This window comes from Thermohalobaculum xanthum, from assembly GCF_016623495.1.
Classification (GTDB): Bacteria; Pseudomonadota; Alphaproteobacteria; order Rhodobacterales; family Rhodobacteraceae; genus Thermohalobaculum; species Thermohalobaculum xanthum.
In genome coordinates this window covers 376,132-399,414 of sequence record NZ_JAEHHL010000002.1, presented here as the reverse complement: position 1 = coordinate 399,414, position 23,283 = coordinate 376,132, and the positions used below count along the sequence as shown (strand labels likewise).

Sequence of the window (23,283 nt, the reverse complement as noted above, 5' to 3'; positions counted from 1 at the left end):
CGCACGAGATGCGCTTTCGCTCTCACCGGCGGACAAGCCACCACTCTTTGGTCACGAAGGCGGAGGTTAACGGTGAATATTGACCGAAATCAGGACAAAACGTGCCGCTCCCGTCCCTTTCCGGGGCAGCGCTCAGCGGTCGTGCTGGGCAAGGAAGGCGCGGATCAGGGCCTTGTGGCGGGCGGCGCCGAAGCTGGGGAAATGGCCCGCATGGACGATCGCGACCGGCAGGTCGAGCAGCCGTTTCATCGAGCGCACGTAGTCGTCCATGTCTGAATGGTAGGTGTCGGTGATCAGCTCGCCGTCATAGAGGATGTCCCCGGCGATCAGCGTGCCGGTCGCCGCCTCCCACAGCGCAATGCCGCCGGGCGAGTGCCCGGGCGTGTGGATCACCTCGAAGGCGCGGTCGCCGGTCGAGAGCACGTCACCATCCTCGAGCAGGCGTGTCGCGGGCGCGGAGGCCACCGTGTAGGCAGCCGAGGCGTAGGGCTCGGGCGGCAGCTTCTCGAAGATCTCGTCGGTGACATAGGGCTCGGCCAGCGTGCCGGCGCGGGTCGGGTTCGCCAGAAGTCCCGCCTCGGCGCGGTGCACGCAGCGGTCGTCGAACTCGTGATGACAGCCGATATGGTCGAAATGGGTGTGCGAGGCCACGGCGGTCAGTGGCCGCTCGGTCACCAGCGGCACCCATTCGCGCAGGCTGACCACGCCCATGCCGCTGTCGACCAGGAGGTCGCGCTCGCGCCCGCGGACATGCCAGACGTTGCAGCGGAAGAAGGGGTGGATCAGGGGCTCGTGGATCAGGGTGATGTCGTCCGCGAAGCGGATCGTCTCCCACCATTCCTCGGGGCGCGCGCGGCGGTCCATCTCAGGCCTCCGGAAGCAGGACTGCGGCGGCAGGGTCGAAGGCGAGGGTGATGGCCTCGCCGGGCGCGACGCGCGCGCCCTGGGGCAGATGCGCGACCAGCGGTGGCCCGGCGGGGCTGGGCTGAAGGCGGACGCGCTGGTGCGTGCCGGAAAAGATCGTCTCGATCACCGTGCCGGGGATGCGCAGGCCGGCTTCGTCGGGCCGCAGATGCTCGGGCCGGATGCCGAGCGCGAGGCGCGCGCCCGGCTGCACGGCGGAAAGATCGCCCTTGAGAGCAAGGCGCACCGGGCCAAGCGCGGTCTCGAGCAGCAGATGGCCGTCGCCGGCCCCACCGACGCGCGCGGGCACGAGGTTGATCTCGCCCATGAAGGCGGCGGTGAAGCGGCTGCGGGGGCGCAGGTAGACCCGCTGGGGCGTGCCCTCGTCCTCGATCCTGCCGCCATTCATCACCACGATCCGGTCGGCGATGGCCATCGCCTCCTCCTGGTCGTGAGTGACGTGCACGAAGGTGGTGCCGACGCGGCGCTGGATCGACTTGAGTTCGTCCTGCATCTGGCGGCGCAGCTTGAGATCGAGCGCGCCGAGCGGCTCGTCGAGCAGCAGGACGTCGGGCTCGACGGCGAGCGCCCGGGCGAGGGCGACCCGCTGGCGTTGCCCGCCCGAGAGCTCGTGCGGGCGGCGCGTGCCCGCGCCCTGAAGGCCCACCAGGGCCAGCATCTCGTCCGCCCGTGCCATCCGCGCGAGCCGGCGCATCCCGCGCATCCTGAGCCCGAAGGCCACGTTCTGGGCGACCGACATGTGCGGGAACAGCGCGTAGTCCTGGAACACCGTCGTGGTGGGGCGCCGCGCCGGCGGCAGCGCGGTCACGTCCTGCCCACCGATCAGGACGTGGCCCGCGCTGGGCGCGAGAAAGCCGCCGAGGATACCGAGAAGCGTGGTCTTGCCGCAGCCGGAAGGCCCCAGCAGCACGGCGAACTCGCCTGCCGAGAGCCCGAGCGACACGCCGTCGAGCGCGCGCGTCGCGCCGAAGTCGCGGGTGATCGCGACGAGTTCGACCGGCGCGGTCATCGGCGCCTCCGCAGCAGGGTGAACTCGGCGGCCAGCACCATGGCGACCGAGACGAGGAAGACGACCGAGCCGGCGGCGTTGGTCTTGGGGTTGAGGCCCGAGCGCAGCAGGCTCCAGATCTCGACCGGCAGGGTCACGTCGAAGCGGCTGAGCAGGAAGGCGATGATGAACTCGTCCCACGAGAAGGTGACCGACAGCGCGAAGCCCGCCGCAAGCGCCGGCAGCAGCATCGGCGCGGTGACGAGCCAGAGCACCTGCCACTCGCGCGCGCCGAGGTCGCGGGCCGCGCGCTCGATGTTCACCTGGTGGTCGCCCATCGAGGCGAAGCAGATCGCGAAGCACAGCGGCGTGTTGATCACCGCGTGGCCAATGCCGACGGTCAGGAGCGAGGGCGAGATGCCGGTCAGGTTGAACGAGATCATGAGCCCCAGGCCGATCAGCAGGTAGCTGACCGTCAGCGGCGCGGTGATCAGTCCCTGCATGGCCCGCCCCCCGGCCAGGCGGCCGCGCGCGAGGCCCCAGGCGGCGAGAAAGCCCAGCGCGCAGGAGACCGCCGAGGACGCGAGCGCCACGACGAACGAGTTGCCCAGCGCCGCGGTCAGGCTGCGATCCTGCCAGACGGCGGCGTACCAGCGCAGCGTCGGTCCCTCGAAGGGCGGGATCGGCAGGCGGCCATCCTGGAAGCTGAAAAGCACGAGGACGACCACGGGCAGGAAGATGAAGCCGTAGAGCGCAAGGGCATAGCCCCAGGAGGCAAGGCGCAGGACCGCGGTCATGCCCGCTCGAGCCGCAGCCAGCGGGCGCAGGCGAGCCAGGCGGCCGTCACCACCGTCATCAGCACGATCGACAGCGCGGCGGCCATCGGGAGGTCGGCGCCGCGGCCAAGCTGCAGCATGATCACCTGCGGCAGGACCAGCTCGGAATTGCCGCCCAGGATCTGCGGCGTGATGTAGTCGCCGATGCAAAGAACGAAGGTCAGGAACGCGCCCACCATGATGCCGGGCAGCGTCAGCGGCAGGGTGACGTGCCAGAACACCGCGAGCGGCCCCGCGCCGAGATCGGCGGCGGCGCGGCGGTAGTTGGCGGGGAGCTGCACGAGGTTGGCGTAGATCGTGAGGGTGAGGAGCATGACGAAGAAATGCACGAAACCGGTGACGGTTGCGCCGCGCGTGGCGGAAATCTCGAGCGGCTCGGCGATCAGCCCGGCGCCGATCAGTGCCTGGTTGAGGACGCCATTCTTCGCCAGCACCAGCGTCCAGGCGTAGGAACGCACCACGTAGGAGGTCCAGAACGGCAGGACGGCGAGCGCGAGCGCGAGGCGCTGGAGATGGCGCGGCACGCGCTCGGCGATGATCCAGGCGAGGGGATAGGCCAGCACCACCGAGATGACGGTCACGAGGACGGTGATCTCGATCGAGTTCCACAGCGCGCCGAGCAGGTGCGGCTTGGACAGGAAGTCCTGGTAGTTCGACAGGTCCCAGACGCGCACCACCTCGCGCCCCTGCCGCTGCCAGAGGCTCATCGCCGCCATCATCGCGAACGGCACGACGAAGAAGGCGAGCGTCCACAGGAGGGCAGGGGCGACCGCGGCCCAGGCGCGGCGGCGCTCGGCGCGCTCGGGCGTGGTCATGGTGATCGCCGCGGGCGGTATGGCCCGGCGTCCGAGAGGTGGCGTGCGGGCGACATGCCGCGCTCAGTGCTGCAGCATCTCGGTCCAGGCGTCCTGCATCGCCGCGTCGAGATCGCCGTCGGGCGCCGGATAAAGCTGCGCGCGCTTGAGATAGTCGGGCTGGTCGTCCCAGCGCAGGGCCGCTTTCTGCTGGTCAGTCAGCACCTCGCCCGCCTTCGCGTTCGCGGGCATGGCCCAGTAGCACGATGACGTGGCCAGCCGCGCCTGGCCCTCGGGGCTGAGGATGTACTTGACGAACTCCACCGCCAGGTCCTTGCGCTCGCTGTCGGCGAAGACGCCGATCGACTGCGACCAGCGCACGGCGCCCTGGTCGGGGATCATCCAGTCAAGCTCGGGCTGGTCGGCGGCGAGGATCGCGGTCACCCACTCGCCGCCGCCGACGAGGATGTCGACCTCGCCCGTCGCCAGCGCGGTCTGCGACGAGACGACATCGACCACGCTGCGGGCGTTCTTCTTGAGGCCGAAGAGCGCGTCGCGGATCGCCGGCAGGTCGCCCTCCCCGATGTCCGCGGTCTGCTTGCCGAGGCCCATGGCCACCATGCCCATCACCGGCAGGTAATAGTCGTAGATCGCGATCCGACCGGCGAACTCGTCCGACGACCAGAGCGCCTGCATCTCGGAGAGCTCCTCGGCCGAGATCTTCTCCTTGTTGTAGGAGATCGTGTTGTAGCCGAACTTCTCGGTCACGGCGTAGGTGTTCCCGTCGCGGCTCTGGAAGCCTTCGAGCACGACTTCGGGGAAGATGTCGGCCATCGGCAGTTCGGCCACCGGCAGCGGCGCGAGCAGCCCCGCATCGATCGCGCGGGGCACGTCGATCCCGTCGATCACGAAGACGTCCCAGTCGCCGGGGCGGCTCTGCTCGACGATCGAGAGGGCGGTGCCGGTGCCCTCGTATTCCTTGAGATTGACCTTGACGCCATGCGCCTTTTCGAAGGGTTCAATCAGCGCGGGGTCGGTGTGGTCGCACCAGACCAGGGCGTTGAGCTCCTCGGCCTGGGCGGCACTGGCGGCGACGGCCGCGACGGTGGCGAGCAGGATGGTGCGCATGTCTTTCTCCCTGTCGGTTCAGCGCGTCCCGTGGGGGAAGGCGACCCCCGGCAGCACGCAGAGCATCTCGTAGAGCAGGTTCGCGCCGATCAGCGCGGTATTGCCGGACGGATCGTAGGGCGGGCTCACCTCGACGAGGTCACCGCCGACGATGTTGAGCCCGCGCAAGCCGCGGACGATCTCGAGCGCCTGCCAGGTCGAGAGGCCGCCCACCTCGACCGTGCCGGTGCCGGGCGCAAAGGCCGGGTCGAGGCTGTCGATGTCGTAGGTCAGGTAGACCGGATGGTTGCCGATCGTCGCGCGGACCCGCTCCATCAGCGGCGCGAGCGAGCGGTGCCAGCATTCCTCGGCCGTGACCACGGTGAAGCCCTGGCGGCGCGGCCAGTCGAAGTCGTCGGGGTGGTAGCCCGAGCCACGCAAGCCGATCTGGAAAACCTTGTCTGTGGCGAGCAACCCCTCCTCGACCGCGCGGCGGAAGGGGGTGCCATGGGCGATGGCCTCGCCGAACATGTGCTCGTTGATGTCGGCATGTGCGTCGACATGGACCATCGCGACGGGGCCGTGCACCTTGGCCATGGCACGCAGGATCGGCAGCGTCAGCGTGTGATCGCCTCCCAGTGTAAGCGGGATCGCGCCGACGGCGAGGATCGCGTCGAAGGCGGCCTCGATGATGCCGACCGATTTCTTGAGGTCGAAGGTGTTGATCGCCACGTCGCCGATGTCGGCGACCTGCAGGCTGTCGAAGGGCGCAGCGCCTGTGGCCATGTTGTAGGGGCGGATCATGCAGCTTTCCGCCCGGATCTGGCGTGGCCCCAGCCGCGTGCCGGGGCGGTTCGACGTGCCGATGTCGAGCGGCACGCCGACGAAGCAGGCGTCGAGCCCGGTTGCGTCCGGGGCGGCAGGCAGGCGCATCATCGTCGCGGGGCCGGCGAAACGGGGCATCTCGTTGCCGCCAAGCGGCTGGTTGAAGCGGCTCATGGCTCTCTCCCCGGCTGATCCCGCCACCGGGCAGCGCGAGACCCGGCGCCCGACCCTAGCACCGGCGCGCGCAGCCGCCAGCCCCTTTCCACAGGCCATGGGCGGCACATCCGGTGGGCCCGCGACAGCGTGGCGCGGGCCGCGGCGGGCGGGGTCTGTGACGGGGTCACAGACGGCGTGCGCGCGTCGGGGCAGGGTCGCCGCCGACAGGAGCCGACGATTCGCCGCCGGCCTGTTCCGGATCCCGGCGCGTCATGCCGCGCCAACACAGGAGAACAGAGAATGCGCAACACCATCATCGCCCTTGCCGCGGCCGCGGGGCTCGCAGCGCCCGCCCTTCCGGCCTCGGCCGACGACGACGCCCGGCTCGTGACCGTTCTGACCGCGCCCGAGCCGCAGACCCAGCTGATGGCCATGGTGCTGACGATGCAGTCGATCAGGCAGGGGGCCTCGGCCCATGTGCTGCTGTGCGGCCCGGCGGGCGATCTCGCGCTCAAGGATGCGCCGGAGAGCGCCACGGCGCCGCAGCCGCCGAAGGGCATGAGCCCGCAGGGCCTGATGAAGGCCATCATCGAGACCGGGGCGAAGGTCGAGGTCTGCGCGATCTACCTGCCCGGAAAGGGTGTCGGTCCCGAGGCGCTGATCGAGGGTGTGACCCCCGCGAAGCCCGACGCGATGGCGGCCGAGCTGCTAAAGGACGACGTGCGCGTCCTGAGCTTCTGAGGCCTCGGATGCGATGACGCCGGCCCCGGGCGGGGCCGGCGTCATGCAGTCGTCGTGGTGCGTTACTGGGGCAGGTCGCCCTCGACCCCCTCGACGAACCAGTTCATGCCAAGCAGCATCCCGTCGTCGGCCACGGTTCCGGCGGGAATGCGCTCGGTCCCGTCGCGGTCCTTGATCGGTCCGGTGAAGGGATGGACGGCGCCCGAGGCGACCGCTTCCTCGGCCGCCTTGGCGGCGGCGACGACCTCGTCGGGCATGTTGGCGTAGGGCGCCATCACCACCTCGCCCGCGGCCAGCCCCTTCCAGCTGTCCTCGCTCTTCCAGGTGCCGTCGAGCACGGCGCGGGTGCGCTCGATGTAGTAGGGCGACCACTGGTCGATAATCGCGGTGAGCTGGGCTTTGGGCCCGAACTTCGCCATGTCCGAGGCCTGGCCAAAGGCGTGGATGCCGGCCTCGGCGGCGACCTGCACGGGCGCGGGGCTGTCGGTGTGCTGCATCAGCATGTCGGCGCCCTGGGCGATGAGGGCCTTGGCGGCGTCTGCCTCCTTGCCCGGGTCGTACCACGAGTTCACCCAGATCACCTGCGTCGTGACATCGGGGTTGACCGCGCGCGCGGCCAGCGTGGCGGCGTTGATGCCGCGCACCACCTCGGGGATCGGGACCGAGGCGATGTAGCCGATCTTGTTCGTCTTGGTCATGTGCCCGGCGATGGTGCCGATGACGTGCCGCCCCTCGTAGAACCGCGCCGAGTAGGTCGAGAGGTTCGGCGCGCGCTTGAAGCCGGTGGCGTGCTCGAACTTCACCTCGGGGAACTGCTCGGCAACCTTCAGCGTGGGGTCCATGAAGCCGAAGGAGGTGGTGAAGATCAGGCCATGACCCGATGCGGCGAGCTGGCGGATGACGCGCTCGGCGTCGGGGCCTTCCGAGACGCTCTCGACATAGGTCGTCTCGACCTTGTCGCCGAACTCCTGCTCGATCGCCAGTCGGCCCTGGTCATGCTGGTAGGTCCAGCCGAAGTCGCCGATCGGGCCGACATAGACGAAGCCCACCTTGAGCTTGTCCTGCGCGGCAGCAGGCTGGGCGGCGAGCCCGGCCAGCGCCAGCGCGCCGAGGGCGAGGAAGGTTCTGCGGATCATGTCGGTCTCCCTGTAGGCGAGGGCCGCTTGCGCGGCGATCTGTGGGCACTGGCGCTCATGTTTCCCGGATTTCGGCAAAAGTCCATGCCGCGCTGCACTTTGCGCGCGGCAGACGGGTCGTGCTGGCGGCCACGGCGATGCACAAGACCGGGCGCTACCGTTCCGCCCTGAAGGGCCGGCCGATGGCCGCGGGCGCGTTCGCCTTGGTCAGGTTCACGTCGCGCGAGATGATGACCAGGGCCGCGATCGTGGCGAGATAAGGGGCCATCGCCAGGAATTGCGACGGCAGGCGGATGCCCCAGTCCTGGCCGTAGAACTGCAGCTGCGTGACGGTCGCGAAGAGATAGGCGCCGGCGACCAGCCGCCCCGGGCGCCAGGTGGCGAAGACCACCAGCGCGAGCGCGATCCAGCCGCGCCCGGCGGTCATGTTCTCGCCCCACATCGGCGTGTAGGCGAGGCTCAGATAGGCCCCGCCGAGACCCGCGCAGAAGCCGCCGAACAGCGTCGCGAGCGTGCGCACCCGGACGACGTGGAAGCCCAGCGCATGCGCGCCCTCGGGGTTGTCGCCGATCGCGCGCAGCATGAGCCCGGCGCGCGTGGCGTTCAGAAACCAGCCCACCGCCAGCGCGAGCGCCAGTGCCAGGTACACCATCACGTCGTGCCCCAGCAGGATGCGGCCCAGCGCGGTTGTGTCGGTCAGGCCGGGGATGCCGAGCTTCTGCAGTGGCTTGATCGTCTGGCCGACGAAGCCCTGGCCGATCAGTCCCGAGGCGCCGACGCCGAAGATGGTGAGCGCAAGGCCTGTCGCGGCCTGGTTGGCGAGAAGCCCGAGCGCGACGATGGCGAAAAGCCCCGCGAGCGCGGCCCCCGCCCCGGCGCCCGCAAGCATCCCCGCGGCGGCGGAGCCGGTCGTGTAGGTCACCGCGAAGGCGGCGACAGCGCCCACCAGCATCATCCCCTCGACCCCGAGATTGAGCACGCCCGAGCGCTCGGCCACGAGCTCGCCCAGCCCCGCGAGCAGGAAGGGCGTGGCCGCGATCAGGACGGAGATGAGGAAAGCTTCCATGTCGCCTCAGATCCGCGCGCCCTGCGGCGCGGTGAAGTGGGGATCGTCGACATTGCCGGTGTTCTTCACCCCGGCGGGTTCGAACAGCAGGACCTCGGCTTCCTCATCCGCCACCGGGCGATGCTCGACGCCGCGCGGCACCACAAAGGCTTCGCCGGGGCCGAGGGTCACGGCGCAATCGCGAAACTCGAGCCGGATGCTGCCGCGCCAGACCAGGAACATCTCGTCCGCGTCATCGTGGCGATGCCAGGGAAAGGCGCCCTTGAGCTTGGCAAGCTTGAGCTCCTGGCCGTTGAGTTCTGCCGCGACCCTGGGCCGCCAGTGCTCGTCGATGCGGGCGAACTTGTCGGCGAGGGTGATCTTGGTGGTCATGGCGCGAGCCTCCGCCCCCAGACGATCCGGTAGCGGATCAGGGTGTCGCATCCCAGAAGGAAGAACAGCAGCATCCCCTGGAAGATGCCGGTCACGTTCTTGGGCAGCTTGAGCAGGATCTGAGCGTTCTCGCCGCCGATATAGCTCACCGCGAGGATCAGCGCGCCGAACAGCGCGCCGGCGGGATTGAGCCGCCCCAGGAAGGCCGCGATGATCGCGACGAAGCCATAGCCGGCCGAGATGTCGGGCTGGAGCTGGTGCACCGTGGCGGATACCTCGATGGCGCCGGCAAGCCCGGCGAGGCCACCCGAGACGAGCAGCGCGAACCAGACCGCGCCGGTCTGCGAGAAGCCCGCGAAGGCCCCGGCACGCGGCGCGGCCCCGATGACCCTGAGCTCGAAGCCGCGCAGCGTGCGGTCCATCATCAGCGTCAGCGCCACCGCCGCGATCACCGCAATGAGCACCCCCGCATGCAGGCGGGTGCCCTCGAGGATAACCGGCGTGTGGAAGGTCTGCGTGAAATCGCGGCTCTGGGGGAAGCCGAAGCCCAGCGGATCGCGCCAGGGGCCGCGCACCGCCCAGTCGAGCAGCAGCACCGCGACATAGGTCAGCATCAGCGAGACCAGGATCTCGTTGGCGTTGAACCGGGTTCTCAGGAACGCCGGGATCGCTGCCCAGGCGATGCCGCCCGCCGCGCCGGCGGCGAGGTAGAGCACGTACCACGCGGTTCCCGTCGCCTCGGGCGCGCCGAGCGCGACCAGCCCGCCCGCCATCGCACCGGCGACGTATTGTCCGGCCGCGCCGATGTTCCAGACATTCGCGCGGAACGAGACAGCCAGCCCTGCGCCGATCAGCGCGAGCGGCACGGCTTTCACCACCAATTCCGCGCGCGAATACGCGTCGGTGAAGGGCGAGACGAAGTAGACCCAGAGCGCCTCGGCCGGATCGCGGCCCAGCGCGGTCAGCAGCATGGCGCCCGCGACGAGGGTCAGGCCGATCGCGATGACGGGCGAGGCGATCGACATCCAGGCCGAGGGCTCGGCGCGGGCTTCCAGGCGCGGCATCATGCGTGCACCGTCTCGGCGTTCAGCCGGTCGTCGCGGTCGGCGCCGGGCTCGGCGCCGCCCATCAGCAGGCCGACCGTCTCGGCGTCGAGTTCGCTCACCGGGCGCGCTGCCGACAGGCGGCCTGCATGGATCACCGCGATCCGGTCGGCGATGGCAAAGAGCTCCTCGAGGTCCTGGCTGATCACCAGCACCGCCGCACCGCGGCGGGCGAGGTCGACCAGCGCCTGGCGGATCACCACGGCCGCGCCGGGATCGACGCCCCAGGTCGGCTGGTTGACGATCAGCACCCCGGGATCGCGCAGGATCTCGCGGCCGACCACGAATTTCTGAAGGTTGCCGCCCGAGAGCGCCCCGGCGCGGGGCCGCGCCCCGCCCGCCCGCACGTCGAAGGCCTCGCGCACCCGCGCCGCCCAGTCCGAGGTCCGCGCGCGGCGGATCCAGCCCGCGGGGCCAATCAGCCGCTCGACCCGGTGGTGCGACAGGAGCACGTTGTCGGGCAGGCCCATGTCGGGCACGGCGGCATGGCCTGCACGCTCCTCGGGCACGAAGGCGGCGCCGGCGAGGCGACGCGGGTCGGGCCCGAGATGGCCGACGCCGCGGCCATCGACCGAGACCGTCTCGGGGCGCGGGGTCCGGCGCTCGCCGATCAGCGCCTGCATAAGTTCCGACTGGCCCTCGCCGGCCACGCCGGCGATGCCGACCAGCTCGCCGCCCCTGACATCGAGGCTCACATCATGCAACGCCGTGCCGAACTGCGACGGCGCCGGAAGGCTGAGGTTGCGGACGGACAGGCGCACCGGGCCCTCGCCGCCGGCGGCGGTCCGGCCGACCTGGGCCACGTCGCGCCCGACCATCAGCGCCGCGATCTCGGCCGAGGAGGCCGAGCGCGGGTCGCATTGCGCCACGACCTCGCCTGCGCGCAGAACGGTGGCCGCGTCGCACAGCGCACGCACCTCGTCGAGCTTGTGGCTGATGTAGAGGATGGCGCAGCCCTCGCCCGAGAGCCGCCTGAGCGTCGCGAACAGCACCTCGGCCTCCTGCGGCGTCAGCACCGATGTGGGCTCGTCCATGATCAGCAGGCGCGGGTTCTGCAGCAGGCAGCGGATGATCTCGACCCGCTGCTTCTCGCCCGCCGAGAGCGAGTGGACGGCTCGGTTCGGGTCGATCGCGAGGCCGTAGCTGCGCGATACCTTGGTGATGCGCGCGGCAAGCCCGCGCATCCGCTCGCCACGCAGCGAGAGCGCGATGTTCTCGGCCACCGTCAGGGCGTCGAAGAGGTTGAAGTGCTGGAACACCATGCCGATGCCCAGGGCGCGCGCAGCGGCCGGAGAGGTGATGGCGACCGGCTGGCCTTCCCAAAGAAACTCGCCGCCCGAGGGGGCGAGCACGCCATAGATCATCTTGACCAGGGTCGACTTGCCGGCGCCGTTCTCGCCCAGCAGCGCGTGGCGCTCGCCGGGGCGGATCGCGAGGCTGACATCGCGATTGGCGGCAAATCTGCCGAAGAACCGGGTGATCCCGCGCGCCTCGAGCAACGGCGCATCAGCGTCAGTCATCGGCGGCGGCCCCTTCAGTCGGCAACCGGGACATCAAAGCGCCCCCGGTTCCGTGCCGCAAGCCCTAGCCATCGTCACGCGGATCGGAATCCTGCGAGGCCGAGAGTTCGAGCATGGTCGTGAAGCCGCCAAAGATCATGCGCCGCCCGTCGAAGGGCATCGCCTCGTTTTCCATGATCTTCTTCATCCGCGGGTCCTGCATCACCTTCTTCACCACGGCGTCGCGGTGACGGCGGTTGCGATAGGTGATCCAGGCCAGCACGACCGTCTCGTCGCCCTTGAGCTTCACCGCACGGGGGAAGGAGGTCAGCTTGCCGCGCGGCGTGTCCTCGGCCTTGCTCTCGACATACGAGAGGGCGCCGTGCTCGATCCAGATCTTGCCGGCCTTGCGCGCGATCCGGCGATAGGCGGCGAGGTTTTCCAGGGGTACGGCAAGGAGGAAGCCGTCGACATAGGCCATGCGCGCCCGAGCCCCGCTCAGCTGGTGCCGCGATAGGGCTCGACATACATCAGCGCCATGTCCCACGGGAAGAAGATCCACGTGTCCTGGCTCACCTCGGTCACGTAGGTCTGGACCATCGGTTTGCCCTTGGGCTTGGCGTAGACGGTGGCGAAATGCGCCTTGGGATAGTGCCGGCGGATCACCTCGAGCGTGCGGCCCGTGTCGACCAGGTCGTCGATGACCAGGATGCCCTCGCCATCGCCCATCAGTTCCTTGTCGGGCGCCTTGAGGACACGCGCCTCGAGCTGGCTCTGATGGTCGTAGGATTTCACGCAGATCGTGTCGACGACGCGGATGTTGAGCTCGCGCGCCAGGATGCAGGCCGGCACCATGCCGCCGCGGGTGACCGCGACCACCGCCTTCCATGCGCCCTCGGCGCCGGGACCGTGCTTGTCGAGACGCCAGGCCAGCGCCCGGCTGTCGCGGTGCATCTGCTCCCACGAGACGTGGAAACCCTTTTCGTGCGGCAGCCTATCCGTCATCGCCTCATCCCTCCGCCCGTGCCCGGCCGCGGCCAGGATCGCGTTTCCTTAGCCGATCGCGCCATCCTGTCAAAGCGCCGGGTGGGGCAACGGCGGCTTCGCTGTGCGGAAAAGCGATCCGGCCGGGCTTGCACTCGGGCGCGAGGCCGCTAGCTGGGTCGATCGGAGGCGGAGGAAGGCCGATGTTGGATCGAATGATGCGCATCGCGGGCGGGGTCTCTGCTCGCAGGCTTGCACGGCGGCTCGGGGCGGTGCTCGTCGCTGCGGCCGTGGCGCTCGGAGGCGGCATCATGCCGGCCGGCGCGTCGCCCGAAGGCTGGGCGGCGCTGGCGCGGCCGGGCGCGGTCGCGCTGATGCGCCATGCGCTCGCGCCGGGCACGGGCGATCCGGCGGGTTTTCGACTGGACGACTGCGCGACGCAGCGCAATCTCGACGACCGCGGGCGCGCGCAGGCCCGCGCGGTGGGCGAGGCGATCGGCGCGGCGGGGATTGGCTTTGATGCCGTCCTGACAAGCCAGTGGTGCCGCTGCCGCGAGACGGCCGAGTTGCTCGCCCTGGGCGCGGTGCGCCCGTTCCCTGCGCTGAACTCGTTCTTCGCCGACCGCTCGACGCGCGACGCGCAGACCGCTGCGGTACTCGACTTCCTCGCGGTCGAGGGCGCCGGGCAGCGCATCCTGCTGGTGACCCACCAGGTGAACATCACCGCGCTGACCGGACGCGTGCCGCGCTCGGGCGAGATCATCGTCGCCGAGCGCGGGGAGGATGGCCGGTTGCGCGTGACCGGGACGATCCGGCCGGGCGAATGACCCGGTCGCTGTCGCCTCAGGCGCCGAAGCGGTCCCGCAGCGCCTCGAAGCCCGCGTCGTAGATGCCGCCAACCACGTCATCGGCCGAGGGGTCGGTGGGCTCGAAGGTCGCGCCCCAGTAGACGTGGCAGCCGCCGTCAGGCTCGGGCACGACGCTGAGCGTGGACCGGTAGTCATCGACCGGGAGCGGGCTTTCGGTGATGCGGTAGGTGTAGTGGCGCGGCCCGGCCTCGACCAGCATCTCGAGGAGCCTCGCCCCGTCGGCGGTCGTCAGCACCCGGTAGGTGTCGCCGTCGATCTCGTCGACCTCGCACTTGGTGACGACCGGGTGCCAGTCGGCGAGCGCGCCGAAATCGCCGATCTCGGCCCAGACATCATTGGCGGTCGCGGCGAGGCGCAACATGCGGCTCACGCGGTCGTGGCTGTCCGAAAAGCTCATTGCTTGGTCCTCCCTCGTCCCAGGCTGCGTCATCCTCGCGCGGCCTGTGTTCTCCTGTCGCCCGTGGCGCCTCTGCACCTGCGTCGGCAAAGCCTTTCGCAGCGGCTGCGTCAGCCGTTTCGCAACAGCGCCTCGACCGCCTTCATCAGTGCCGCCACCTCGTCGGCCGCCTTGGCCGCGCGGCGCATTTCGCTGACACCCGCGCCACGCATGAACGCCTCGACATAGGCCGAGCGCTGACCCAGCCGAGCATCGACCATCGGGGCGCCGGACTTGGCAAGGCGGGCGGCGGCCTCGTCGGCGGCCCGGCCACGCGGCGGCACGCGGTTGAGCACCACGGCATGCGCGAGCTTCTCCTTGCGCGCCATCTCGAGGGTTGCCGCGCTGGCCCAGACATCGGCCATCGAAGGCTGACAGGGGATCAGCGCGAGGTCGGCCGCGCGCATCGCGATGCGGCCGAGCGTGTCGGCCGAGCCCGGCGCGTCGACGAAGACCCAGTCGGATGTCTTCGCGGCCTTCTCGATGTCGGAGCGCGCGCGCCATTCCGCGCTTTCGAGAAGCTCGATGCCGCCGCCATCGCCCCGCCGCGACACCCTCTCGCGGAACCAGCCGGTCGTCGAACGCTGCGGATCGAGGTCGAGGATGGTGACCCCGGCGCCCGCCGCGGCGCGCTCGGCCGCAAGCTGGGTGAGAAGCGTCGTCTTGCCTGCGCCGCCCTTCTGCTGCGCCAGCAGGATCACATGGCCCATCGCCGTCTCCCTTCGATCGGGGAACTCCCGATGCTAGTGGGTTTTGCAGGAAAGTGGAGTCCGGTCTTGCCGCCAAATCCGCGGCGGAACAACCGGATAGACGCCGGCCAATTGCCGTGGTGCTTGCGGCAAGGCGCCGCTTGCCGATTGACAAGCGCCGCATCCGGGCCCGAGCGTCGCAACGGGACGGCAATCAGGGACAGGGCAGAACATGGACGTCATCGTTGTCGGCGCGGGCATCACCGGGGTGGCGGCGGCCGAGTGGCTGCGGCGCGACGGGCACGACGTGACCCTGATCGACCGCCTGGCGCCGGGCGACGCGGGCCAGACCTCGTTCGGCAATGCCGGCATCCTGGCGCGCGCCGCCGTGGTGCCGGTTGCCACGCCCGGCATCCTGTCAAAGCTGCCGCGCATGGCGCTGGACCCGGACAAGCCGCTGTTCCTGCGGCTGTCGTACCTGCCGCGCCTGATCCCCTGGGCGATCCCGTTCCTGCGAAACTCGACACCCGCGCGCGTCGCCGCCATCGCCGAGGCGCTGGCGCCTCTGGTCACCGACAGCGTGGAACAGCACCTGGCGCTGGCCCGCGGGACGCCTGCGGCGGCAATGATCACGCAGGGTCCCTACCTGCTGCTTTATCGCGACCGCGAGGCCTATGCGGCGGATGCCGCCTCGTGGGCGCTCAAGCGGGCTCACGGCATCGAATGGGCCGAGTGGGATCGAGCCGAGATCGAGGCTCATGACCCCGCGATCGCGGCCGAGTTTCGCTTCGCCGCGGCCATGCCGGATCATGGCTGGATCGCCTCGCCCGCGCGCTATGTCGCCGCGCTGGCTGCGTTCTTCACCGAGCAGGGCGGCCATATCCGCGAGGCCGAGGTGGTCGATATCCGCCCCTCGGAGAGCGGAGGGGCGAGCGTCACGCTGGCGGGGGGCGAGGAACTTTCGGCCGACCGCGTGGTGCTGGCCGCGGGTGTCTGGGCGGGGCGCCTTGCCGCGCGGCTCGGGCACAAGATCGCGATGGAAGCCGAGCGTGGCTATCACGTCATGCTGTCGAATCCCTCGCATCTGCCGCCCTCGCCGATCATGGTCGAGGCCGCGAAGACCGTTGCAACCCCGATGGCCGACGGGCTGCGCTTCGCGGGTGTCGCCGAGTTCGCCGGCATCGACGGCGCCGAGGCCGAGGCGCCGGTGGCGCTGATCCGAAAGCAGATCCTGCAGCTCTTCCCCGGGCTGACATGGGAAGGCGAGACGGTCTGGATGGGCCGGCGCCCGACAACTGCCGACAGCCTGCCGCTGATCGGCGCCTCGCCGCGCGCGCCCGGGGTCATCTTCGCCTTCGGCGGGCAGCACCTGGGGCTGACGATGGGGCCGCGGCTGGGGCGGATGGCGGCCGGGCTCGCATCTGGAGGCGGGTCGAACCTCGACCTCGCGCCCTATCGGGTCGACCGCTTCCAGCGGGCATGACGGGGTGCACGCGCGTCCGGCAGCCGCTTGACGCGGGCAAAACGGGATGCAAGCTGTTCATCAATCAAAACAGTTCAAGGGAGGAACATCCATGAAGCCATCTGCTTGGCTGGCAGGCGCTGCGCTCGTCCTTGCCGTCTCGACCCAGGCGGTCGCCGCTGATCTCACCGCACGGATCACGCTGCAGCTGCCGCTGAAGAGCCATCTCGGCCAGAACCTCGAGCTCTTCAAGGAGGAGGTCGAGAAGATGTCGAACGGCTCGATCGCGGTCGAGATCTACGACTCGGCGCAGCTCTACCAGGACAAGGAGGTGCCCCAGGCGGTGGGATCGGGCGCGATCGAGATGGGTGTCGCCTCGCTCACGCGCTATGTCGGTGACATTCCGGCGGTCGATGTCTTCTACCTGCCGTTCCTCCTCAACTCGGAGGACAAGGTCCGCAAGGCTGTCGCCAAGGGCAGCGTGATCCGCGACTCGATCGACGAGGCGATCGCCGGGACGGGCTCGACCGTCCTGTGGTGGCAGGCTTATGGCGGGTCGGTGTTCCTCTCGAATGGCGGCGCGATCAAGACGCCCGAGGACATGAAGGGCAAGAAGGTCCGCGTCTTCGGCAAGACGCTTGGCGACTTCGTCGAGGCGGCGGGCGGTGCCCCGACGCTGGTCTCGGGTTCCGAGCAGTATCTCGCCTATCAGCGCGGCACGGTCGACATCGGCATGACCGGCGTCTCGGGCGTGCAGTCGCGCAAGCTGTGGGAGGTGATGGACACGATCACCGTGACCAACAACGCCGATATCGAGTTCATCGTCGTCGCCAACACCGAGTGGTGGAACGGCCTGACCGACGAGCAGCGCGCCATCCTCAGCGCCGCCGCCGAGAAAGCAGAACTCGACGTGCGCAACCGCATGTCCGAGATCGAGGCCGAAGCCTTTGCCGCGGCCAAGGCCAACGGCATGACGGTCTACGAGCCGACCGCCGACGAGATCGCCGCCTGGCAGGCCGCCGGTCAGCCGGTGATCGATGCCTATCTCGCCAAGACCGGCGACCTGGGCGCGAAGATGGTCGAGGCGGCCAAGGGCTACTGAGGCCACGGCCGGCGCGCCGCCCCGCCGGGGGGCTCGCGCGCCGGTGACCTGCGGGCGCGCACCGCGCCTGCCACGGCTTCCCGGGCCCCCCGGGGCCGCCATCCGACCCCGGCTAAGCCCCGGCCATCACCGCCCGCCAGTCCGAGACCGACAGATGCGCGCATTCAGCCTGATCGTGACCGCCCTTGCCATGCTTGCCGCGCTGCTTTTCGTCCTGGCGGGCGTGATGCTGACCTGGGAAGTCGTCGCCAGGTATTTCTTCGTCAAGCCGACGATCTGGGCGGCCGAACTCAGCCAGCTATGCCTGATCTGGGGCACGCTGATCGCCATGCCCTGGTGCCTGCGCGAGCGCCGCCACATCCGCATCACCGCGGTGACGGGCGTGCTGCCGATGGCGGGACGACGTATCGCCGAGATCTTCGCCATGCTGGCGGTGGCGCTCTTTTCCGCGATCGTGTTCTGGAAGGGCTGGGGCATCTTCTGGGACAGCGTCGAGCGCGGACGCACCAGCGGGACGATGCTCGACCTGCCCGCCTGGGTGCCCGAGGCGGCGGTGCCCTTCGGCTTTGCCATCCTGCTGGCCCAGGCCCTGATCGAGGCCGGGCGCACCCTTCGGGGCGAGATCGTCGCTGAAGGAGCGCATGGCGAATGATAGTCGTCCTGATCCTTGCCGCGCTGTTTGCGCTGCTGCTGGTCGGTGTGCCGGTTGCCTTCGCGCTGGGCGGTGTCGGGCTCGGGATGCTGCTTGCCGGCGGGTTCTCGCCGCTGATGGCGCCGCAGGCGATGCTCTCGACGCTCGATGGCTTCATCCTGCTCGCGGTGCCTCTGTTCCTGCTGATGTCGAACGTGCTGCTCAAGGGGGGCGTCGGGCGCGACCTCTTCGCCGCGGTGCAGGCCTGGGTCGGGCACTGGCCGGGCGGCCTGGCGGTTGCGACCATCGTGAGCTGCGGCATCTTCGCGGCGATCTCGGGCTCGTCGGTCGCTACCGCCGCGACGATCGGAACGGTGGCCATTCCCGAGATGCTGTCGCGCGGCTACGAGCGGCGCTTCGTCTACGGTCTGCTGGCCGCCGGCGGCACGCTCGGCATCCTGATCCCGCCCTCGATCCCCATGATCGTCTACGGATTCGTGGCCGAGGAATCAGTGCTCGCGCTGTTCCTTGCCGGGGTCGGGCCCGGCGCGGCGCTGGTCTGCTTCTTCATCGTCTTCTCGATGGGCTATGCCGCCTGGCGCGGGATGGGCAGGGCCGAGGTGGCGGGCTGGGCCGAACGGCGGCGCACGACCGTCCGGGCGCTGCCCTCGATCGGGCTGGCCGTGCTGGTGATTGGCGCGATCTACAGCGGCGCCGCGACGCCGACCGAGGCGGCCGCCATCGGCTTTGCAGCGGCGCTCGTCATTACCGGGCCGCTCCTGCGCACACTCACCTGGACCGGGTTGAGGGAAGCGGCGGTCGACGCGATGGCGACGACGACCGCGATCCTGCTGATCGTGGCCGGGGCCAAGATCTTCGGCAAGGCGATCGCGCTCTACCGGCTGCCGCAGGACATCGCGGGCTTCATCGGCCAGACGATCGAGAGCCCCTTCGCCTTTGTCCTGGTGGTGGCTCTGGTGCTGCTCGTCATGGGGCTCGTTTTCGAGGCGCTCTCGATGGTGCTGATCATGACGCCGGTGCTGCTGCCGGCAGCACAGCATCTGGGGCTCGACCCGATCTGGTTCGGCGTCTTCATGGTCATCATGGTCGAGTGCGCGCTGATCACGCCGCCGGTGGGGCTGAACCTCTATGTCATCCAGTCGATAGCGCGGGTCGGGCTTGGCGAGGTGGCGCGCGGCGTGCTGCCCTTCCTCGCCATGATGTTCCTGACCGTCGCCATCCTGTATTTCTGGCCCGATCTCGCGCTCTACATCCCGTTCCGCCTGTGAGCGTGGCCGCTCTGACCACGAGGACGACATGACCCCTGCCAACCGCCTCCGCGCCCTGCTGGCCGAGGGCCGCCTGCTGACAATGCCGTGCTGCTACGACGCGCTGAGCGCAAAACTGATCGAGCAGGCGGGCTTCGATCTCACCTTCATGTCGGGCTTCGCGGCCTCGGCGAGCCGGATCGGCCAGCCAGACCTGGGGCTCATGAGCTATGCCGAGGTGCAGGACCAGGCACGCAACATCGCGGACGCGATCGCGATCCCGCTGATCGCCGATGGCGACACGGGCTATGGCAACGCGATGAACGTCCGCCGCACGGTCGCCGGCATGGCGAAGGCGGGCGCCGCGGCGGTGATGATCGAGGACCAGTTGGCGCCGAAGCGCTGCGGCCACACGCCCGGCAAGGACGTGGTGGGACGCGAGGAGGCCTTCGACCGCATCCGCGCCGCGGTCGACGCCCGCGAGGAAGGGGCTGACATCCTGATCCTTGCGCGGACCGACGCGCGTCACACGCTGGGCCTGTCGGAGGCGATCGACCGTGCGGCAGGGTTCGCCGAGCTGGGTGCCGATATCCTGTTCGTCGAGGCCCCGAAGACCGAGGCCGAGATGCGCGCCATCTGCAGCGAGCTGCCGCTGCCCAACATGGCGAACATCGTCGAGGGCGGCGAGACGCCCGACCTGCCGCCGGCCAAGCTGGAGGACATCGGATACCGCATCGCCGCCTATCCGCTGAGCCTGATGGCCGCCGCGATGCAGGCGATGGTCGAGACGCTCGACTGCCTGCGCCGCGGGACACCGCGCGACGAGCACCTGATGAGCTTCTCCGAGCTGCGGCGGCGGATCGGCTTCGACGATTACTACGCTGCCTCCGAGCGCTACGCCTCGTCGCGACGCGATTGAAAGCCGGGGTCGCAGGCGCACTGGCGCGATGCAGGCAAGATGTTATCCTCGGGCCCGGGAGCCCGCGTCACGGTCCGGAGAACCAGCCATGCCGAGAGGTCCGTCGAGTGAGATTTGCCGAGCTTCGCTGTTTCTCCGCCGGGAGCTGGTCGCGGCGCTCGTGATGCTGAGTGGCGTCCTGGGCAGCCCGGCCCTCGCTGCCGAAACCGCGGCCGAGATCGCCGAGAAGGGCGGCTGCGCGGGTTGTGACCTGCGGCTTGCCACCTTGCGCGCGATCGAGATCCCGAAGGCCGATTTCAGCAAGACGGTGCTGCGCGAGGCGGACCTGAAATATGCGAATCTGCCCGACGCGCAGTTCGTGCGGGCCGATCTGCGGCGTGCCGAGATGGAGCAGACGATGTTTCCGCGCGCCGATTTCTCGGTCGCGAACATGCGCGACGTCGATCTCGAGAAAGCCGATCTGACCGATGCCCGTTTCGTCGACGCCGATCTGCGCGAGTCCGATCTGGCCGAGACCCGGCTCGACGGCGCGGACCTGTCGAATGCCGATCTGCGGATGACGCATCTGCGCCGGACCTCGGCCAACCGGGCGGTGTTCCGCGACGCGAAGCTCGAATTGGCAGATTTCGAGCGCGCGTCGCTCGAGGGGGCGGATTTCACCGGCGCGCGCCTGACGGGTGCCGACCTCGACCGGGTAAAGGCGGCCGGGGCGATCTTCCGCGACGCCGATCTTGGCTCGGCGCGGCTCGCAAGCGCCGATCTCAGCGGGGCCGATCTTTCGGGCGCGAATTTCGAAGAGGCCTATCTGCGCCGGACCAACCTTTCCGGCGCCGACCTCTCGACGGCCAAGAACCTCGATCAGACGCGGCTCGACCTCGCCTGCGGCGATGCCGAGACACGCCTGCCCAAGGGCTTCACCATCCGGCCCTGCGGATCCGAGAACGCGCCTGACACGGGGCAATAAGGCGCGGCGCTCAGGCGACGCGGACCCAGCTCATCATGCCCGACGCCATGTGCTCGGCCATGTGACAGTGCAGCATCCAGTCGCCCGGATTGTCCGCGACGAAGGCGATCTCCCCCGTCTCGCGCGGCTGGATCAGCAGGGTGTCGCGCAGCGGGCCGTCGGGGCGGCCATCGTGCACGACCTGGAAATGATGGCCGTGCAGGTGCATCGCGTGGGGCCAGCCGGTGTAATTCACCAGCCGGATGCGCGCCGTCCTGCCGCGTTCGAGCGTCAGCAGCGGGGCATCGGGCATGCCGGCGACGCCGTTCATTGCCCATGCCATGCCGTGCTCGACCAGCTCGCGGATACCCATCTCGCGCCCCGACATGCGGGCGGAGGCAAGGCCGCTCATCGCGCCGCCCTCCATCTTCAGCTCGACTTGGGCCGCACCGTCGAGCGCCCCGGGCATGGGGGCGGGGTTGCGGGCTATCGGCGCGGGCGCGGGTTCGGGGCCCGGTCGCGCGAGGCCGTCCACGGGCATCAGCACGGCAGCATAGGCGCCCTGTCGGTCGATGACGGCGAGCACCGCCTCGGTTCCTTCGGCCGCGCTGACGTCGACGATCAGGTCGGTGCGCTGCGCCGGGGCGAGCGTGAGGCGGTCGGGGACCGGGCTCGGCGGGACGGGCATGCCGTCATGCGCCACCACCCAGCCGTCGAGCCCCTTGAGTGCCAGCGTGTAGACCCTTGCGGTCGCGGCGTTGATCAGCCGCAGGCGCAGACGCTCGTTGCGGCGGACGGGCCAGGTCGCGTCGCCGTCTCCGTTGACCGTGGTCCAGTTGCCCAGCCGGCCGGCATGGCTGAAATCATGCATCGACCCGAGGCTTGCCTCGTCGAACGCGCCGTCAGGGCCGAGGCGCCAGTCCTGGAGGAGGACGGGCAGATCGCGGTCGACCGGTGGAGGGGCGGGCTCCTCGACGATCAGCGCGCCGGCAAGGCCGCGCGCCTGCTGCTCCCAGCTTTGCCGGTGAGGGTGGTACCAGTAGGTCCCGGCATCCGGCACGACAAAGTCATAGAGGAACTCGCCGCCGGGCTCGACGGGGGCCTGCGTCATACCCGGGACCCCGTCCATCGCATTCGCAATGCGGATCCCGTGCCAGTGGATCGTGGTGGGATCGGGCAGCGCGTTGCGCAACAAGGCCCGGACCCGCGCGCCCTGGGGCACGCGCAGGACCGGCCCTGGGGTCTGCCCGTCATAGTGCCAGACCCCGGTGGGGTTCATGTCCCGCGGCGCGATCTGCGCCGTGCCGGGCGCGGCGGTGAGCGTGATCGCTCCGGGCGACGCGAGAGCGCCACATGCGGGCCAAAGCTGCGCGGTTGCGCCCGCGCCAAGCCCGGCCAGAAAGGCACGCCGCCCGATCGGCATGGCGCTCGGGTCCCTCAGGCGACGCGGTCGCCCGGCTCGCGCCCGGCGAACACCGCGTCGATGTTGTCGAGCGCGCGAAACCCCATGGCGTCGCGCGTCTCGCTCGTCGCCGAGCCGATATGCGGCAGGAGGAAGACATTCTCCAGCGCGCTGAGCCGCGGATTCCCGCCCGGCTCGGTGCGGAAGACGTCGAGCCCGGCGGCAAAGAGCTGGCCCGAGGTCAGGGCGCGGATCAGCGCGTCTTCGTCGACCAGCGCGCCGCGCGCGGTGTTGACGAGGATCGCGCCCGGCTTCATCCGCTCGAATGCCGCATCGTTCATCATGCCCGTCGTCTCGGGCGTCGCCGGGCAGTGGAGCGAGACGACATCCGCGGTCTCGAGCAGCGCGTCGAGGTCGTCGTGGAAGACCGCGCCCTTCTCCAGCTCGGGCGCGATGCGGCGTCGGTTGTGATAGTGGATCTCCATGCCGAAGCCCCGGGCGCGATCGGCGGTGACCTGGCCGACACGGCCCATGCCCACGATGCCCATCCGCTTGCCGCTGACCTGCCGGCCGACCATGAAGGCGGGGCTCCAGAAGTTCCAGCGGCCCTCGCGGACCATGCGGTCGCCTTCCGACCCGCGTCGCGCCGCGCCCAGCATGCACAGCATCGCGATCTCGGCCGTCGCATCGGACAGGACGTCGGGGGTGTTGGTGACCATGATGCCCTTGGCTTTTGCAGCCTTCAGGTCGACGTGATCGACGCCGACCGAGTGGTTGGCGATCACCTTCAGGCGCTTCGGCAGGGCGGCGATCACGTCTGCCGAGAACACCTCGGAATGGCAGGGCAGGACCGCGTCGACGTCCTGGCACCGCGCGATCAGTTCGTCGCGGCCGAAGACGCGGTCCTCCATGTTGAGGATCGCATCGTAGTCCCGGCTTACCCGTTCATGGACGGCGTCGGTCAATCGACGGGTTACCAGCACAACAGGCTTCATGCGGTCGTCTCCTTCGGCTCCGGCGCGCGCCCGCGG

The 23,283-nt window shown here is 69.8% G+C and carries 25 protein-coding genes; 8 read left to right on the top strand and 17 right to left on the bottom strand.

Going from position 1 to position 23,283, the window contains the following annotated elements; translation table 11 throughout:
* Positions 1 to 132: 132 nt before the first annotated feature.
* From H0I76_RS06850 to speB, 6 genes are all read right to left on the bottom strand, one after another.
* The gene (locus H0I76_RS06850; RefSeq protein ID WP_200608612.1) at positions 133 to 864 is read right to left on the bottom strand and encodes an MBL fold metallo-hydrolase; all 732 of its coding nucleotides are present in this window, start codon (positions 862 to 864) and stop codon (positions 133 to 135) included.
* A gap of 1 nt (position 865) precedes the next feature.
* Entirely contained in the window at positions 866 to 1,933 is a 1,068-nt protein-coding gene (locus tag H0I76_RS19765; protein WP_200608610.1) for an ABC transporter ATP-binding protein, read from the bottom strand.
* The gene (locus H0I76_RS06840) at positions 1,930 to 2,709 is read right to left on the bottom strand and encodes an ABC transporter permease (RefSeq protein ID WP_200608609.1); all 780 of its coding nucleotides are present in this window, start codon (positions 2,707 to 2,709) and stop codon (positions 1,930 to 1,932) included. The genes H0I76_RS19765 and H0I76_RS06840 overlap by 4 nt, the downstream gene beginning before the upstream one ends.
* A complete protein-coding gene (locus tag H0I76_RS06835) occupies positions 2,706 to 3,563 on the bottom strand; it encodes an ABC transporter permease (protein ID WP_200608607.1) in 858 nt (285 codons plus the stop codon). Before H0I76_RS06835 ends, H0I76_RS06840 begins: the two co-directional genes overlap by 4 nt.
* Positions 3,564 to 3,626: 63 nt before the next feature.
* A complete protein-coding gene (locus H0I76_RS06830; RefSeq protein WP_200608605.1) occupies positions 3,627 to 4,670 on the bottom strand; it encodes a polyamine ABC transporter substrate-binding protein in 1,044 nt (347 codons plus the stop codon).
* A gap of 18 nt (positions 4,671 to 4,688) precedes the next feature.
* Positions 4,689 to 5,648, bottom strand: a complete 960-nt coding sequence (gene speB, locus H0I76_RS06825; RefSeq protein ID WP_200608603.1) for an agmatinase — start codon at positions 5,646 to 5,648, stop codon at positions 4,689 to 4,691.
* A 282-nt stretch (positions 5,649 to 5,930) separates the two neighbouring features.
* Here speB and H0I76_RS06820 point away from each other — a divergent pair, with 282 nt between their 5' ends.
* Positions 5,931 to 6,371, top strand: a complete 441-nt coding sequence (locus H0I76_RS06820; RefSeq protein ID WP_200608601.1) for a hypothetical protein — start codon at positions 5,931 to 5,933, stop codon at positions 6,369 to 6,371.
* A 62-nt stretch (positions 6,372 to 6,433) separates the two neighbouring features.
* Here the strand turns inward: H0I76_RS06820 and H0I76_RS06815 are convergent, their stop codons facing one another.
* From H0I76_RS06815 to gpt, 7 genes are all read right to left on the bottom strand, one after another.
* On the bottom strand, positions 6,434 to 7,507 hold the full coding sequence (locus tag H0I76_RS06815) for a BMP family ABC transporter substrate-binding protein (RefSeq protein ID WP_200608599.1): 1,074 nt from the start codon (positions 7,505 to 7,507) through the stop codon (positions 6,434 to 6,436).
* 154 nt (positions 7,508 to 7,661) lie between these two features.
* Positions 7,662 to 8,573, bottom strand: coding sequence for an ABC transporter permease (locus H0I76_RS06810; RefSeq protein WP_200608597.1), 912 nt, complete (start codon positions 8,571 to 8,573; stop codon positions 7,662 to 7,664).
* A 6-nt stretch (positions 8,574 to 8,579) separates the two neighbouring features.
* Positions 8,580 to 8,945, bottom strand: coding sequence for a cupin domain-containing protein (locus tag H0I76_RS06805; protein WP_200608595.1), 366 nt, complete (start codon positions 8,943 to 8,945; stop codon positions 8,580 to 8,582).
* Positions 8,942 to 10,012, bottom strand: a complete 1,071-nt coding sequence (locus tag H0I76_RS06800; protein ID WP_200608593.1) for an ABC transporter permease — start codon at positions 10,010 to 10,012, stop codon at positions 8,942 to 8,944. The genes H0I76_RS06805 and H0I76_RS06800 overlap by 4 nt, the downstream gene beginning before the upstream one ends.
* Positions 10,009 to 11,568 carry an ABC transporter ATP-binding protein gene (locus H0I76_RS06795; protein ID WP_200608591.1) on the bottom strand — a complete coding sequence of 520 codons (1,560 nt, stop codon included), beginning with the start codon at positions 11,566 to 11,568 and terminating at the stop codon, positions 10,009 to 10,011. The genes H0I76_RS06800 and H0I76_RS06795 overlap by 4 nt, the downstream gene beginning before the upstream one ends.
* 64 nt (positions 11,569 to 11,632) lie before the next feature.
* Positions 11,633 to 12,028 (bottom strand): DUF1428 domain-containing protein, encoded by a 396-nt coding sequence (locus H0I76_RS06790; RefSeq protein WP_200608589.1) that lies wholly within the window; start codon positions 12,026 to 12,028, stop codon positions 11,633 to 11,635.
* 17 nt (positions 12,029 to 12,045) lie between these two features.
* On the bottom strand, positions 12,046 to 12,552 hold the full coding sequence (gene gpt, locus H0I76_RS06785; RefSeq protein ID WP_200608587.1) for a xanthine phosphoribosyltransferase: 507 nt from the start codon (positions 12,550 to 12,552) through the stop codon (positions 12,046 to 12,048).
* Positions 12,553 to 12,734: 182 nt separating this feature from the next.
* Here gpt and H0I76_RS06780 point away from each other — a divergent pair, with 182 nt between their 5' ends.
* On the top strand, positions 12,735 to 13,358 hold the full coding sequence (locus H0I76_RS06780; protein WP_234455155.1) for a histidine phosphatase family protein: 624 nt from the start codon (positions 12,735 to 12,737) through the stop codon (positions 13,356 to 13,358).
* A 16-nt stretch (positions 13,359 to 13,374) separates the two neighbouring features.
* On the opposite strand, the gene H0I76_RS06775 is transcribed toward H0I76_RS06780, so the two are convergent.
* Complete coding sequence (locus H0I76_RS06775) at positions 13,375 to 13,797, bottom strand: SRPBCC family protein (protein WP_200608585.1); 423 nt, start codon at positions 13,795 to 13,797, stop codon at positions 13,375 to 13,377.
* A 110-nt stretch (positions 13,798 to 13,907) separates the two neighbouring features.
* Positions 13,908 to 14,546, bottom strand: a complete 639-nt coding sequence (parA, locus tag H0I76_RS06770) for a ParA family partition ATPase (RefSeq protein WP_200608583.1) — start codon at positions 14,544 to 14,546, stop codon at positions 13,908 to 13,910.
* A 211-nt stretch (positions 14,547 to 14,757) separates the two neighbouring features.
* Here parA and H0I76_RS06765 point away from each other — a divergent pair, with 211 nt between their 5' ends.
* The 6 genes from H0I76_RS06765 (at position 14,758) to H0I76_RS06740 (ending at position 20,871) form a co-directional block, all read left to right on the top strand.
* A complete protein-coding gene (locus tag H0I76_RS06765) occupies positions 14,758 to 16,008 on the top strand; it encodes an NAD(P)/FAD-dependent oxidoreductase (protein ID WP_200608582.1) in 1,251 nt (416 codons plus the stop codon).
* A 91-nt stretch (positions 16,009 to 16,099) separates the two neighbouring features.
* Positions 16,100 to 17,089 carry a TRAP transporter substrate-binding protein gene (locus H0I76_RS06760; protein WP_200608581.1) on the top strand — a complete coding sequence of 330 codons (990 nt, stop codon included), beginning with the start codon at positions 16,100 to 16,102 and terminating at the stop codon, positions 17,087 to 17,089.
* A 154-nt stretch (positions 17,090 to 17,243) separates the two neighbouring features.
* Positions 17,244 to 17,741, top strand: a complete 498-nt coding sequence (locus tag H0I76_RS06755) for a TRAP transporter small permease (RefSeq protein ID WP_200608580.1) — start codon at positions 17,244 to 17,246, stop codon at positions 17,739 to 17,741.
* The gene (locus tag H0I76_RS06750) at positions 17,738 to 19,009 is read left to right on the top strand and encodes a TRAP transporter large permease (protein ID WP_200608579.1); all 1,272 of its coding nucleotides are present in this window, start codon (positions 17,738 to 17,740) and stop codon (positions 19,007 to 19,009) included. Before H0I76_RS06755 ends, H0I76_RS06750 begins: the two co-directional genes overlap by 4 nt.
* A 28-nt stretch (positions 19,010 to 19,037) precedes the next feature.
* Positions 19,038 to 19,907 (top strand): isocitrate lyase/PEP mutase family protein, encoded by an 870-nt coding sequence (locus H0I76_RS06745; protein ID WP_200608578.1) that lies wholly within the window; start codon positions 19,038 to 19,040, stop codon positions 19,905 to 19,907.
* A gap of 163 nt (positions 19,908 to 20,070) precedes the next feature.
* On the top strand, positions 20,071 to 20,871 hold the full coding sequence (locus tag H0I76_RS06740; protein ID WP_200608576.1) for a pentapeptide repeat-containing protein: 801 nt from the start codon (positions 20,071 to 20,073) through the stop codon (positions 20,869 to 20,871).
* Positions 20,872 to 20,881: 10 nt separating this feature from the next.
* Here H0I76_RS06740 and H0I76_RS06735 read toward each other — a convergent pair whose 3' ends face one another.
* Both H0I76_RS06735 and H0I76_RS06730 read right to left on the bottom strand, forming a co-directional pair.
* A complete protein-coding gene (locus tag H0I76_RS06735) occupies positions 20,882 to 22,273 on the bottom strand; it encodes a multicopper oxidase family protein (protein WP_200608574.1) in 1,392 nt (463 codons plus the stop codon).
* 14 nt (positions 22,274 to 22,287) lie between these two features.
* On the bottom strand, positions 22,288 to 23,247 hold the full coding sequence (locus tag H0I76_RS06730) for a 2-hydroxyacid dehydrogenase (protein WP_200608572.1): 960 nt from the start codon (positions 23,245 to 23,247) through the stop codon (positions 22,288 to 22,290).
* Between the last annotated feature and the right edge of the window lie 36 nt (positions 23,248 to 23,283).

Excerpts from the sequence above, each read along its gene's own strand:
- H0I76_RS06850 (WP_200608612.1), bottom strand. The coding sequence starts at position 864 with ATGGACCGCCGCGCGCGCCCCGAGGAATGGTGGGAGACGATCCGCTTC.
- H0I76_RS19765 (WP_200608610.1), bottom strand. The coding sequence starts at position 1,933 with ATGACCGCGCCGGTCGAACTCGTCGCGATCACCCGCGACTTCGGCGCG.
- H0I76_RS06840 (WP_200608609.1), bottom strand. The coding sequence starts at position 2,709 with ATGACCGCGGTCCTGCGCCTTGCCTCCTGGGGCTATGCCCTTGCGCTC.
- H0I76_RS06835 (WP_200608607.1), bottom strand. The coding sequence starts at position 3,563 with ATGACCACGCCCGAGCGCGCCGAGCGCCGCCGCGCCTGGGCCGCGGTC.
- H0I76_RS06830 (WP_200608605.1), bottom strand. The coding sequence starts at position 4,670 with ATGCGCACCATCCTGCTCGCCACCGTCGCGGCCGTCGCCGCCAGTGCC.
- speB (WP_200608603.1), bottom strand. The coding sequence starts at position 5,648 with ATGAGCCGCTTCAACCAGCCGCTTGGCGGCAACGAGATGCCCCGTTTC.
- H0I76_RS06820 (WP_200608601.1), top strand. The coding sequence starts at position 5,931 with ATGCGCAACACCATCATCGCCCTTGCCGCGGCCGCGGGGCTCGCAGCG.
- H0I76_RS06815 (WP_200608599.1), bottom strand. The coding sequence starts at position 7,507 with ATGATCCGCAGAACCTTCCTCGCCCTCGGCGCGCTGGCGCTGGCCGGG.
- H0I76_RS06810 (WP_200608597.1), bottom strand. The coding sequence starts at position 8,573 with ATGGAAGCTTTCCTCATCTCCGTCCTGATCGCGGCCACGCCCTTCCTG.
- H0I76_RS06805 (WP_200608595.1), bottom strand. The coding sequence starts at position 8,945 with ATGACCACCAAGATCACCCTCGCCGACAAGTTCGCCCGCATCGACGAG.
- H0I76_RS06800 (WP_200608593.1), bottom strand. The coding sequence starts at position 10,012 with ATGATGCCGCGCCTGGAAGCCCGCGCCGAGCCCTCGGCCTGGATGTCG.
- H0I76_RS06795 (WP_200608591.1), bottom strand. The coding sequence starts at position 11,568 with ATGACTGACGCTGATGCGCCGTTGCTCGAGGCGCGCGGGATCACCCGG.
- H0I76_RS06790 (WP_200608589.1), bottom strand. The coding sequence starts at position 12,028 with ATGGCCTATGTCGACGGCTTCCTCCTTGCCGTACCCCTGGAAAACCTC.
- gpt (WP_200608587.1), bottom strand. The coding sequence starts at position 12,552 with ATGACGGATAGGCTGCCGCACGAAAAGGGTTTCCACGTCTCGTGGGAG.
- H0I76_RS06780 (WP_234455155.1), top strand. The coding sequence starts at position 12,735 with ATGTTGGATCGAATGATGCGCATCGCGGGCGGGGTCTCTGCTCGCAGG.
- H0I76_RS06775 (WP_200608585.1), bottom strand. The coding sequence starts at position 13,797 with ATGAGCTTTTCGGACAGCCACGACCGCGTGAGCCGCATGTTGCGCCTC.
- parA (WP_200608583.1), bottom strand. The coding sequence starts at position 14,546 with ATGGGCCATGTGATCCTGCTGGCGCAGCAGAAGGGCGGCGCAGGCAAG.
- H0I76_RS06765 (WP_200608582.1), top strand. The coding sequence starts at position 14,758 with ATGGACGTCATCGTTGTCGGCGCGGGCATCACCGGGGTGGCGGCGGCC.
- H0I76_RS06760 (WP_200608581.1), top strand. The coding sequence starts at position 16,100 with ATGAAGCCATCTGCTTGGCTGGCAGGCGCTGCGCTCGTCCTTGCCGTC.
- H0I76_RS06755 (WP_200608580.1), top strand. The coding sequence starts at position 17,244 with ATGCGCGCATTCAGCCTGATCGTGACCGCCCTTGCCATGCTTGCCGCG.
- H0I76_RS06750 (WP_200608579.1), top strand. The coding sequence starts at position 17,738 with ATGATAGTCGTCCTGATCCTTGCCGCGCTGTTTGCGCTGCTGCTGGTC.
- H0I76_RS06745 (WP_200608578.1), top strand. The coding sequence starts at position 19,038 with ATGACCCCTGCCAACCGCCTCCGCGCCCTGCTGGCCGAGGGCCGCCTG.
- H0I76_RS06740 (WP_200608576.1), top strand. The coding sequence starts at position 20,071 with ATGCTGAGTGGCGTCCTGGGCAGCCCGGCCCTCGCTGCCGAAACCGCG.
- H0I76_RS06735 (WP_200608574.1), bottom strand. The coding sequence starts at position 22,273 with ATGCCGATCGGGCGGCGTGCCTTTCTGGCCGGGCTTGGCGCGGGCGCA.
- H0I76_RS06730 (WP_200608572.1), bottom strand. The coding sequence starts at position 23,247 with ATGAAGCCTGTTGTGCTGGTAACCCGTCGATTGACCGACGCCGTCCAT.